This window comes from Nocardiopsis protaetiae, from assembly GCF_045446735.1.
Lineage (GTDB): Bacteria > Actinomycetota > Actinomycetes > Streptosporangiales > Streptosporangiaceae > Nocardiopsis > Nocardiopsis protaetiae.
Map to the genome: position 1 here is coordinate 1 of NZ_JBJJBV010000219.1, position 11,168 is coordinate 11,168.

General features: G+C 73.9%; 9 protein-coding genes and 1 pseudogene. All 10 read right to left on the reverse strand.

Features of this window, described 5'->3' with window-relative positions; genetic code table 11:
- Window positions 1-84: 84 nt before the first annotated feature.
- The 10 genes and pseudogenes from ACJOT3_RS26190 to ACJOT3_RS26235 all read right to left on the reverse strand — a co-directional run bounded on the left by ACJOT3_RS26190 (window position 85) and on the right by ACJOT3_RS26235 (window position 10,624).
- Complete coding sequence (locus tag ACJOT3_RS26190; protein WP_406975771.1) at window positions 85-2,004, reverse strand: serine hydrolase domain-containing protein; 1,920 nt, start codon at window positions 2,002-2,004, stop codon at window positions 85-87.
- 383 nt (window positions 2,005-2,387) lie between these two features.
- Complete coding sequence (locus ACJOT3_RS26195) at window positions 2,388-3,464, reverse strand: CU044_5270 family protein (protein WP_406975772.1); 1,077 nt, start codon at window positions 3,462-3,464, stop codon at window positions 2,388-2,390.
- Window positions 3,452-4,015: an RNA polymerase sigma factor gene (locus ACJOT3_RS26200; protein WP_406975773.1), complete on the reverse strand. Its 564-nt coding sequence runs from the start codon at window positions 4,013-4,015 to the stop codon at window positions 3,452-3,454. Before ACJOT3_RS26200 ends, ACJOT3_RS26195 begins: the two co-directional genes overlap by 13 nt.
- Window positions 4,016-4,109: 94 nt before the next feature.
- Entirely contained in the window at window positions 4,110-5,039 is a 930-nt protein-coding gene (locus ACJOT3_RS26205; protein WP_406975774.1) for an AEC family transporter, read from the reverse strand.
- A 78-nt stretch (window positions 5,040-5,117) separates the two neighbouring features.
- A complete protein-coding gene (locus ACJOT3_RS26210) occupies window positions 5,118-5,840 on the reverse strand; it encodes a hypothetical protein (RefSeq protein WP_406975779.1) in 723 nt (240 codons plus the stop codon).
- A 1,767-nt stretch (window positions 5,841-7,607) separates the two neighbouring features.
- A pseudogene (locus ACJOT3_RS26215) lies at window positions 7,608-8,342 on the reverse strand (serine/threonine-protein kinase); the annotation flags it as partial.
- Window positions 8,343-8,378: 36 nt separating this feature from the next.
- Window positions 8,379-8,690 (reverse strand): cytochrome b family protein, encoded by a 312-nt coding sequence (locus tag ACJOT3_RS26220; protein ID WP_406975775.1) that lies wholly within the window; start codon window positions 8,688-8,690, stop codon window positions 8,379-8,381.
- 14 nt (window positions 8,691-8,704) lie between these two features.
- Window positions 8,705-9,001: a WXG100 family type VII secretion target gene (locus tag ACJOT3_RS26225; protein ID WP_406975776.1), complete on the reverse strand. Its 297-nt coding sequence runs from the start codon at window positions 8,999-9,001 to the stop codon at window positions 8,705-8,707.
- A 39-nt stretch (window positions 9,002-9,040) separates the two neighbouring features.
- A complete protein-coding gene (locus tag ACJOT3_RS26230) occupies window positions 9,041-9,289 on the reverse strand; it encodes a hypothetical protein (protein WP_406975777.1) in 249 nt (82 codons plus the stop codon).
- Window positions 9,290-9,499: 210 nt separating this feature from the next.
- Window positions 9,500-10,624 carry a hypothetical protein gene (locus tag ACJOT3_RS26235; RefSeq protein WP_406975778.1) on the reverse strand — a complete coding sequence of 375 codons (1,125 nt, stop codon included), beginning with the start codon at window positions 10,622-10,624 and terminating at the stop codon, window positions 9,500-9,502.
- Between the last annotated feature and the right edge of the window lie 544 nt (window positions 10,625-11,168).

The window sequence follows — 11,168 nt, forward strand, 5'->3', positions numbered from 1 at the left end:
GAGGGGGGCGGATCCGCTACCCCTGGTTGTTCCCCGGCGTGTCGACTCGGACACCTTCGGTTTCCGAGGTGTTCAAAGGCCTGCTCAGAACGGCGAGAGCACCATCCCGTACACCGCCCCGACCGCCGCCAGCGCCAGCCCGGCCAGGGCCGCCAGCGGCAGGTGCACCCGGGAGAACGGCCGCAGCCACCCGCGCGCCAGGCAGACGCCCACGAACACCGTCGACACCAGCGCCAGCGCCCCCGTCACCGTCATCGGAAGCGTGAGCACCGGGGAACCCTCGATCAGCCACGTCTGGGCCCGGCTCAGGTCCGCCACCCCGTAGACCAGCAGCCCCACCGTCGTGCCCGCGGCCAGCGCCGTCGCGGTCAGCAGCAACCTCGTCGCCAGGGTGAACCCGTTCCCGGACCGCTGCACCGGGACCAGGGCCGTGACCAGCACCAGCAGCGCCGCCCCGGCGACGATCAGGTGCAGGGAGGGGGAGCCCAGGGGGCCGGTGCGGGTGTAGACGCTGGTCGGGTTCAGGTCGGTGGCGATCGCGGCCACCTCGCCGTCGCGTTCGACGAACGCCAGGAGGTCCTCGCCGTTCTCGGCGGCGAACACCCCCTCGCCCACCGGCAGCCAGCGGTCGTCCACGGCCAGCTGCCCGCTCACCGACAGCGTTCCGTCGCCCGCGTCGCGGACCGTCACGTTGTCGAACAGCCCCACCAGCCGGGCCGGGCCCGAGAGCGCCAGCCTGGAGGTGATGTAGGAGCCCTCGTAGGCGCTCAGGTCGGCGCCGGGGTCGGCGGCGCCCGCGGGGCGCGCCTGCGGCGCGAACGTGTCCGCGAACGCGTTGACCACGGCCATGCGCAGGTCGACCAGCGGGTTCGCGCCCGTCGCGTCGTCGCCGTTGACCCCCACGAACACGCCCGCGCCCAGCTCTGGAATCACCACGTACCCCGTGTGCAGGCCCGTCAGGTCGCCCCCGTGGCCGATGAGCGGGACCTCCCCCGCCCGCCACTGGAAGGTGCCGTAGCCCATCCCGGTGGTCGCCGGGTTCGTCTCGTACCGCCGTTCCAGCATCGCCTCGGCCACCCCCGGGGCCAGGGCCTGCTCCCCGTCGACGCGGCCGCCGTCCAGCAGCGCCTCCATGAAGCGGGCCATGTCGCCGGCGGAGGTCACCGCCGACCCCGCCGGGACGTCGCCCAGGAACGTGTCGGCGACCGGGCTCCCGTCGGCCAGGTGCGAGGTCACCAGCGGCCGGTCGGCGCGGACGTCGGCGAGCTGCGCGAACTCGGTGTCCTCCATGCCCAGCGGGGTGAACACACTCCGCTGGACGTACTCCTCGAACGGGGTCCCCGACACCTCCTGCACGATGTAGCCCGCCAGCGCGATCCCGTAGTTGGAGTAGCCGGGGTACTCGCCCGGGGCGAACAGCCGCTCCGGGACGGCGGTGCGCACGACCTCGTTGAGTGGGGTGCCGTACTCCCCGCCGAGCCGCTCGATCACCTCGGCGAACCCGGCGGTGTGGGTGAGCAGGTCGTGCAGCGTCACCGGCTCCCCGGGCAGCCGGGCCTCCTCGGGCAGGTAGGTGTTGACGTCCTCGGTCAGGTCCAGGCGCCCCTCCCCGGCGAGGGTGAGCACGGCGGCCGCGGTGAACGACTTGGCGACGGACGCGGTGGGGAACAGGTGCTCCTCCGCGTCCAGGGGGGTCCGTGCCGCCAGGTCGGCGTACCCGTGGGCGGCGGTGGCGACCTGCTCGCCGTCCAGGACGACGGTCACGGCCGCGCCGGGGGCGCCGTACTCCTCAAGGAGTTCGGCCACCCGGGTGTCGGTGAACGCGCGGGCGGTCTCGAGGGTCAGGGGGGTCGCCTCGGCGGGGGCCGCGGGGGTGCCGGGAGCGGCGTGGGCCGCGGGGGTCGTCGGGGCCGCCGTGGCGGCCGGTGCGGCCGCGGCGGTGACGGCGGGCGCCGTGATCAGGAGTGCGGTCGCGCAGAGCGCTGCGGCGCGTCGGCCGGGCATGGTGACCTTTCGTCAGGGGGTTTCCTCTCCCTAAGAACCTAGGATTCAGACCCCTGCGGGCACACGGGCCCCGACCACCCGAACGGGGGTGGAGCGGGCCCCACCGCCGACGGGGTGCGGACACGCCCGGGGCCCCGCCCCCGGACGTCGGGGACGGGGCCTGCCCGCGGGAGCGGGGCCCGGGTGGGCGTGACGGGCCCGCGCTGGAGCGGGTGCCAGGGCTTGCGCCGGGTGCGGCTGCCAGGGCTCGCGCCGGGGCGGGTGTTGCGGGTGGGGCGCGCCGGGGCCGGTGGCCGAGGCCGGGTGCCGGGCGCCGACCTCGGAGAAGGGCCCCGGTCACCGGCGCCAGGGCCGGGCGCCAAGGGCGGGCACTAGAGCAGGCGCTAGGGCCGGGCGCCGACCTCTCCGACCCAGCCCGACCACACGTAGCCGACCTGCTCGGTGGTCAGCGGGTAGGCCAGCCCGTAGTCCCCGGCGGAACCGAGCTCCGGGTCCTCCGCCAGCAGGGTGGTGTCGCGGTACAGCAGCGACCCGTCCCCGGCGTCGAAGAGGAAGCGGAACTCCGACACGGTCATCTCGTCCTCGACCTCCACCGAGAACAGCTCGCCCTCCCGGCCCAGCGGGTCGGTGGCGGTGCCCAGGTACTCCAGGCCGTCGAGGCCGGCCAGCACGCGCTGCACGGCCGCCTCCTCCGGTCCGGCCAGCGGGCGGGTGCCGTACAGGAACTCCATGGCGTTCACGATCCCGGACGGGGACCCGTCCAGCGGGCCCTCGCCGAGGTCGGCGAGCACGTCCGCCATGCCGTCCGGGTCGGTGGGCAGCTCCGCCGGCCACACCAGGGAGGGGTGCAGGGTGTCCTCGAAGGACTCCGTCCCCCGCTCCAGGAACCACTCGTGGTCGGCCTCCTCGCCGCCCTTGTCCAGCGGCGGCTGCGGGTGGGAGTCCTCGCGGTGCGCGCCGTCCGGGCCCGTCCACACGTTCCACTCGTAGGGGACGTACCGGTAGCCGTGGGTCTCGTCGGGGTCCTCGTCCCCGGCGTTCGCGGTCAGCCGGAACAGCGTCGTCCCCGAGGTGGACACGAAGCCGACGTCGCCCGAACCCGCGGCCGGGCCGCGGCCCTCGGTCACCTCGGCCAGGGCCAGCAGGTCGTCGGCTCCGTCGACCGGGTCGCCGCCGACCACCTCGATCGGCTCGGGCGGGGCGGCGTAGGCGGCGGGGATGCCGCCCGGCTCGTCGGCGGGCAGCAGCAGGGCTCCGGCGCCCACGGCCACCGCCGCGGCGGCGGCACCGGCGGCCAGGACGGGGATACGGCGCCACAGGGGTCGGGACACGGCGGGGGTCTCCTCAAGGCGTGCGATGGCGTGGGTGCGGGCCCGGTGGCGGGCCTCGGGGGCGGGCGCGGTGCCCGCGGCGGGGTCGGCGCCGGTCAGGGCGGTGCGCAGGGCGGTCAGGTCGTCCATGCCGCCTCCTTCGGGGCGTGGTCGGCGGGGTGTTCGTTGTGTTCGTTCATGTGGGCGGTGAGCTTCTTCCGGGCCCGGTGCAGCCGGGCGCGGGCGGTGACGTGGGTGCAGCCGACGACCCGGGCCGCCTGGCGGCAGTCGAGTCCCTCCCAGGTCACGAGCATCACGAGTTCGCGCTCGGGTTCGGTCAGCCGGGCCAGGGCGGCCAGCGCCCCGGCGCGTTCGATCACCCGGTCGGCGTCGTCGGCGTGCACCGCCGAACCCGGGCTCCGGCTCAGGGACTCGGCTATCAGGTCCTGCCGGTGGTCCTTGCGCAGGTGGGCCAGGGTGATCCGGCGTGCGCAGGCGTACAGCCAGGGCAGCTCGCGCCCGGGCGGCATGCGTTCGGCGCGACGCCAGGCCACGACGAAGGCCTCGGACGCCACATCGTCGGCGTGGTCCGGGCCCACCCGGCGCCGCGCGTAGCGGTGGACGGCGTCGTAGTGCTCCTCGAACATGGCGTTGAAGTCGCGCTGGCCGGAGTGGTCGTCCCCGGCCGTGCCGCGTCTCATCGGCGTACCTCCCGTCCTCTCACCTGGATGTGTCGGGGGAGGGGGAGAGTGTTAGAGCGGAGGCGGACTTTTCTCGGTCGGCCCGGAATTCCGGTCAGCCCAGAAGGAAGGTGACCGCGAAGAGCACCGGGACGGTCGCGAACGTGGAGATCAGCACGGTGTCGCGGACCGTGTCGACCTCCGCGCGAAAGCGCAGGGAGTACGTGAACACGTTCTGCGCCGTGGGCAGCGCCGCCAGCACCACCACCGCGAACAGGTCCGGGCCCGACAGGCCGAACGCCAGGGCGCCCAGCGCCCACGCCACCAGGGGCTGCACGACCGACTTCAGGCACACCGCGAACAGCACGGAGCCGCGCTGGGGTCCGCGGCCCGGCAGCCCGGAACCGTGCAGGGAGATGCCGAACGCCAGCAGCATCGCCGGGACCGCCATCCCGCCGATCAGCCCGAACGGCTCCAGGAGCGGCGCGGGCGGCGACCAGCCCGCCGCCGAGACCGTCACCCCGGCCAGGGAGGCCAGCAGCAGCGGGTTGCGCACGGGGGTGCCCAGGGCGCGGCGCAGCACCGGGCCCGCGCCGCGGACCTCGCCGCCGGCCAGGTCCAGGACGGTCACGGCGATCGGGGCCATGACCAGCATCTGCGTCAACAGGATCGGGGCCACCAGGGAGGCGTCGCCCAGGACGTAGGCGGCGATCGGCAGGCCCAGGTTGCCCGCGTTCACGTACGAGGAGGCCAGCGCGGACATGGTGGTGCGGGAGACGCCCCACCGGCGCAGCAGGCCGGCCGCGACCACCACCGAAACCACGGCGGCCACGCTCAGGGCGCTCACCACGACCTTGCCCGACCACAGCACCGACAGGTCGGTGTCGAGCAGGATCGTGAACATCAGCGCGGGGCCCGCCACGTAGAACGCCAGGGCGCTGAGCACGTCGCGGGCGCCGGGGCCCAGCAGCGCGAGGCGGCCCAGCATGTAGCCGATGACGACGACGGTGGTGATGACGCCGAAGCCGGTGACCACGCCGGACACGGGCACCTCCTGGAAAGCGGGGACCCTGGGAACCTACTGCGGTCCCGGCGCCGCCGCCAGGAGCGGGGTCACACCCGCTCAGTCCCGGGGGGACGGGGAGGGCGAGGGATCCGGTTCCTCCTCCTCGGCCTCCTCGGCTTCGCGCTCGGCCTCCTCCTCCGCTTCGCGGGCGGCCTCCCGGGCCGCTTCCCTTGCGGTGCAGACCTCGGCGGCGGGGGCGGAGGCGCCGTCCACGGCGATGACGGTGAAGCAGTACTCCATCACCGTGTCCTCGGTGATGACCTGCGCCGACACCACCCCGGGGCCGGTGCGGGCCAGGGTCGCGGGGTCGTGGCCGCGGGGGCCGCCGAGCACGAAGAACGACGCCGTGCCGCCGCTGTTGTCGGTCCAGGTGAGCATCACGTTGCCGAGGTTGTCCTGGAGAACGACCGCCGAGGGCGCGGCCACCTCCGGCGGGGGACTCGGCGAGACGACCTCGTCGGCGGGCTCCTGCGACGGCGGCGGCTCCACCGCGGGCTCCGCGGCGGCGGCCGTCTCCGCCGCGGGCTGCGGCGCCGCCGACGCGAACACACTGGAGACGGCGGTGACCAGCAGAATGCCGCAGACCGAGACGGCGATGTGCAGGTGGCGGCGCCACCGTGCGGGGGTGTCGTCGAAGGCGAGGGGGCGGCCGTCGGCGACCTCCTCCTGCTCGATCTCGTCGACGGGCAGGAACGCGTCCCGGCCGTCGCCGGTCCACCCCTCCAGCCGCGACCAGGCGCGCAGCGGCGAGATCTCCTCGCCGCGCAGCTTCGCCATCATGATCTCGGCGGTCCCCCCGGCATCCACCCCGGGCCGCCCGCGCACCGTCCCGGGGCGCCCACCGCCGGGCAGCGGTGCAGGGTGTCCGCCGCTCGGTGCGCCCGGGGCCGGACCACCGGGTGCACCCCATGCGGTCGCCGGGTATGCGGCGCCGGGTGTGCCCGGTGTGGCGGGTGTTGCCTCGGTGCCCCATGCGCCCGCCGCGGGGTGTGCACCTGAGGGCGCGCCACCGGGCAGCGGCCCAGGGCGTGCACCGCTCTGTGTGCCTTGGGGCGTGGGAGCCTCAGGCGCGCTCGGGGCCGGTGCGTCCCCGGATGGACTCGGGGCCGGACCGCCGGGTGCACCCCATGCGGGGGCCGGATGTGCGGCGCCGGGTGTGGCGGGTGTTGCCTCGGTGGCCCATGCGCCCGCCGCGGGGTGTGCACCGGAAGGCACGCCGCCGGGCACCGGCCCGAGGTACGCGCCGGAGGGCACGTTGCCGGGCAGTGGTGCAGGGTGTCCGCCGCTCGGTGCGCCCGGGGCCGGAACGCCGGGTGTACCCCACGCGGCGGCCGGGGGCTGTGCGCCTGAAGGCGCTGCGCCGGGTGCGATGTTGGCGGTGGTGCCTGACGGCTGCCCGCCGGAAGGCAGCTCGTGTGCTGGCTGCGCGCCGGGATGCGGCTGGGCCGCTGAGGCGTCGGTGCCTGGTGTGGCGGGTGTTGCCCCGGCGCTCCATGCGGCTGCCGGGGCTTGTGCGCCGGAGGGTGTGTACGCCGGATGCGCGCCGGGCAGCGGCGTGGGATGGCCGCCGCTCGGGGCCGATGCGTCCCCAGGCATACCTGGGGCTGGAGCGGCGGGTGTGTTCCATGCGGCCGCCGGGGGTTGTGCGCCCGAGGGTGCTGCGCCGGGATGCGGTGAGGCCGGTGCGGTGGGCCCCGCCTCAGCGGCCCATGCGGCCGCCGGGGGTTGCGCGCCGGAGGGCGCCGCGCCTGGCAGCGGCGCAGGACGGCCGTCGCCGGGTACGCCTGGGGGCGTGTGTGCCCCGGCTGTTCCCGGGGGCGGCGTGTTTCCAGGGGCTCCCGGGACTGGAGAGGCGGGTGTGTTCCATGTGGCCGCCGTGGGGTGCGCGCCAGAGGGCGCCGCGCCGGGCGCGGGGTGTGCACCCGGGGGCGGTGGGAGCGGTGTGTTGCCCGGTAGGGGTGATGCCGCCGGTGCGCTCGGCGCCGGTGCGGCGGGTGCTGCCTCAGTAGCCCATGCGGCTGTAGGGAGCTGTGCGCCGGAGGGTGCGTTGCCGGGCAGCGGTGCAGGATGGCTGCCGCCCGGTACATCCGGGTTCGGAGCACCGGGTGTGTTCCATGCGGCCGCCGGGGGTTGTGCGCCCGAGGGTGCTGCGCCGGGATGCGGTGAGGCCGGTGTGGTGCTCGGTGCGGGTGGTGTCGCCGGTGCGGTGGGTGTTGCCTCGGCGGCCCATGTGCCCGCTGCGGGGTGCGGGGCGGAAGGGGCCGTGCCGGGTGTGGGTGCTGTGGCGGGTGCTGTCTCAGTAGCCCATGCGGCTGCTGGGGGCTGTGCGGTGCCCGGGGTTTCTGGGTTCCATGTGGCTGTAGAGGGCTGTGTGCCGGAGGGTGTGTTGCCGGGTAGCGGTGCAGGATGGCTACCGCCCGGTACATCCGGGTTCGGAGCGGCGGGTGCGTTCCAGACGGCCGCCGGGGGCTGAGGGCCGGTGGGTTCGGGGGTGGGGCGGGGTGTGCGGGCCTGTTCGAAGGCGTTGGCGAAGGCCGCCGCGCTCGGGTAGCGCTCGCCCGGGTCCTTGGCGAGCGCGCGGGTGAGCACCCCGCGCAGCTTGCGGGACACGTCGTCGCGGGGGACCGGCCGGACCTCGTGGGTGAGCGCCCGCTGGGCGTAGGTGCGCGGGTCGAACTCGCCGTCGGCGAACGGCGGCCGCCCCACCAGCAGCGTCCACACCGTGGACGCCAGCTGGTACACGTCCGACGCCGGGGTGCGCGGTTCGCCGCGCAGCGCCTCCGGGGCGGCGTGCAGGAACGACTCGGAACGAGGGTCCGGCGGCGGCAGGGCGTCACCCGGGCGGTGCACCGAACCGAACCCGGTCAGGACCGGGGTGCGCCCCGCGCGCAGCACGTTCCCCGGGCACACGTCCCCGTGCAGCATTCCGCGCCGGTGCATCGCCTCCAGGGCCTCCGAGATCCGGCGCGCGACGGCCGCCGCCTCCTGGACCGGCGCCGGCCCCTTGTTCGCCAGCAGTTCGGCGAACGACCCGTCCGCGTAGAACGGCAGCGCCACGAACATGTTCCCGTCCGCGGTGCTCCCCGCGTCCAGCAGCGGCACCACCCCGGGCACTCCGCTGAGGTCGCGCAGCCGTTCGAGCTCGGTCCGCCCCCGGTTCGGCGGCATCACCTTGAGCACGACGTCGGCCCCGCTGGCGGAGCGGGTCGCGCGCACGATGCGGGCCCGGCGGCCCTGCGTCAACGGGACCGGCGTCTCGTACCCGGGCGCCCATGAGGACATGAGAGGAAGGACCCCCTAGGTGTGGTGGGCGGCGGGTCAGGGCCGCGCGGACGTCTCCTGGGCGTTCACGCCCCACCCGCGTTCGGTGTTGACCTCCTGCTGCCGGCCGAAGGCGCCCACCAGGGCGATGACACCGCAGATCAGCGCGACGAGGATCAGTCCGCCGATCACCGCGGGCCACACCGGCTGGCGGCGCCGCCAGTAGCGGCTGGACCCGTACAGCAGCGCCGACCGCAGCTGGCGGTGGCGCAGCGCGTCCGCCTGGAGGACGTACTTCTCCTCGTCGGGCGTGTAGTGGAACGCCTCGGGGAGGTGCGGCTCCGGGTCGGCCTGGGGCGGGGTGGACATGGTGGCCGAGCCTACTAGAACAGACCGTCCAGGTATCGGGTGAGCTTGCTGTAGTTGTCCGCGGTGTCACTGGTCGCGGCGATGAGGGTCGAGAACGCCGCGTTCACCTCGGAGAAGTGGGTGTCGAACTCCTGCGCCTTGTTCTGGAACTGCGCGCTGCCCGACCCCTCCCACTTGCTCACGGTGGACTCGGACTGCTCGTGGATCTGGCTCATGATCGCGGTGAACCGGCCCAGGTGCGCCTGCTGGTCCTCGGCCAGGCCCTGGATGCCGGCGACGTCGCCGTAGACGTCGTAGTTGGAGGCTCCCATGGGGGTACGCCCTTTCTCGAAAAGAGGGAAATCGGGGGGTCAGGCGTTGATCGGCCGGGAAAGTCCGCCGAGGTCGCCGGCGGACTGCCCGAGGACGTCACTGGATTCCTGGTCGGTGAGGTTGAACTGGCCCTGGCCCTCGTTCAACTTGATGCCGTTCTGCCCGCACCAGGTCATGAGCTCTTCGAAGCGCTCCGACAGCGCCTGCTTGGCGTCGTTGAAGTCCTTGAGCGCCTGGCCCTGGAGGACGTTGGCGTCCTGGCTCATGTCGTCGATGAGCTGGTTCATCTGGGTTCGGAGATTGTCGGTTTCCTGTCCGAGCTGTTCTCCGCCGGTTGCGAGGGCATCGTGATTCTCAATACCGACGTGCGACATCGGGACCTTTCCATTTGTTCGGGGGCGGGGGTTCCTCCGGGTGGTTTTCCGACCACCGGGAGATTACGGACGATAGTAAAGTCCGTGCCTGAGGGTCAACGCGGGGTAGCCGTCCGGAATGTCTCATTCGTCTGAACTTTCCGCGGTGATCGGGGTGCGCACCCAGCGCACGGCCAGCGGCCACCCGTCCATGGACGCGTCGTGGAACCGGGGGAACAGCTCCTCGGTCCCGGCGACCTGCCCGCCCTCGTCCAGGTCGACCCGGAACCAGGCGGCGGGCGTCTGCACCAGCGCGGCGTCGCGTTCGGCGGGCAGCGCGTACTGCTCGACGGGCCCGTCGGCGTCCTCCAGGATCCGGGCCGCGGTGTGCCCCTGCCCGTCGACGGACACCAGGTAGGCGCCCGCCGAGGGCTCGCCGCCGGTGGCGGCCGAACGCAGCAGCGCGGTCCCCGCACCCCAGACCGGCGCGTCGTCGAAGCTCTGCCACGAGGCCCCGTCGATGGTCAGGGTGGCGTTCACGACGCTGCCCGCGGTCTCGCGCACCACGAGGTTCCCACCCCCGTTGACCTGCCGGGTCTGCACGCTGTTGCGGATGTGCAGGGCCCCGTCCGGGGTGAGCGACCAGTCGCTGGGCCGCCGGTTCTCGCCCAGCGGCAGGCTGCCCTCCTGGTTGGGGGTGCCTCCGGGGGCGTCCAGGGGCACCGACAGGACCCGGGGCGGGTTGGCGTCGGCGGGGTTGTCGGAGACGAACCACAGCCGGTCGCCGTGCACCGCCGGGGCGGACAGCACCTCCCCGGCGGGCGGGGTGATGCTCTCCACCGGCAGGTAGAAGAACGCGGAGGGCTCCTCCCCCTCCGTCGGCTCGGCGGTGGGCGGGGTCTGCTCGGCGTCGGTGAGGACGGCGACGTGGACGGCGTTGGGTTCGCGGGTGGCGTACACGTAGTACGCCCAGTCCTCGGAGAAGCGCGTGTGCACCGGCGGCGCGGCGGCCATGGGGTCGACGGACCCGTCGGGCAGGTCGAACCGGTGCAGGGGGTGCCCCGTCTCCGCGTCGTGGAACACCAGGGCCTGGTCGGTCTCCGGGTCGCCGCCCTCGTAGCCGCGGTGCACGAGCGCCAGGCCGACGGGCCCCTCCTCGGCGAGGTCCTCGACGGTCTCGGGGGTGTCCTCGCCAGGGTCGTCCGCCGCGGTGCCGGTGCAGGCGGTGAGCGCGAGCAGGCACACGGTCAGAGCCAGGGTGCGCCGCATGGGGGACTGCCTTTCGGGGAACGGTGCCGGGTTCCGGGCGTGTGGGAGGTGGGACGCCCAGAGGAAGATTACGGTTCGACCGGTGACAAAACGTTCATCGGGGAGCACGGAACGGGACCCGGTACCCGTGCGCGCGAGGTGACGGGCCCGTTCCGGTCCGTCCGCATGGCCGGTTCCGGCCACTTGGCCCGGGTCTGCCCCACGCGGCTACGGTTGCGGGTCGGCGCTCACCTTCATCGTTTTCTGCTTGATCCTGAAAGATTGATCGCCCTGCCCATACCCGCTATCCGCTCCACTCGGAACGGTGGCCTGAGACGAGAGAGGCAGTGCAGGAACGACGATCCGACTGTGCGCGGCCGAGCCCATATGGGACCTCCACCTCTGATCGCCGGAACTGAGCCTTTTTCATCCTGAAGGTGCAGGTCACAGCCCCGTACCGGTCTCCCTGAAGCCCTTCTGAACAGCAAGAAGCCCCTGGTAGATGGATTAACGACCAAGAAAACCCGCCCCACCAGAGGCTCCACATGCTGTTCTACCGTGCCGC

What these genes read in the sequence shown, in the direction of transcription:
- ACJOT3_RS26230 (WP_406975777.1), bottom strand. Translation starts at nt 9,289, where the DNA reads ATGAACCAGCTCATCGACGACATGAGCCAGGACGCCAACGTCCTCCAG.
- ACJOT3_RS26225 (WP_406975776.1), bottom strand. Translation starts at nt 9,001, where the DNA reads ATGGGAGCCTCCAACTACGACGTCTACGGCGACGTCGCCGGCATCCAG.
- ACJOT3_RS26190 (WP_406975771.1), bottom strand. Translation starts at nt 2,004, where the DNA reads ATGCCCGGCCGACGCGCCGCAGCGCTCTGCGCGACCGCACTCCTGATC.
- ACJOT3_RS26195 (WP_406975772.1), bottom strand. Translation starts at nt 3,464, where the DNA reads ATGGACGACCTGACCGCCCTGCGCACCGCCCTGACCGGCGCCGACCCC.
- ACJOT3_RS26200 (WP_406975773.1), bottom strand. Translation starts at nt 4,015, where the DNA reads ATGAGACGCGGCACGGCCGGGGACGACCACTCCGGCCAGCGCGACTTC.
- ACJOT3_RS26220 (WP_406975775.1), bottom strand. Translation starts at nt 8,690, where the DNA reads ATGTCCACCCCGCCCCAGGCCGACCCGGAGCCGCACCTCCCCGAGGCG.
- ACJOT3_RS26210 (WP_406975779.1), bottom strand. Translation starts at nt 5,840, where the DNA reads ATGATGGCGAAGCTGCGCGGCGAGGAGATCTCGCCGCTGCGCGCCTGG.
- ACJOT3_RS26235 (WP_406975778.1), bottom strand. Translation starts at nt 10,624, where the DNA reads ATGCGGCGCACCCTGGCTCTGACCGTGTGCCTGCTCGCGCTCACCGCC.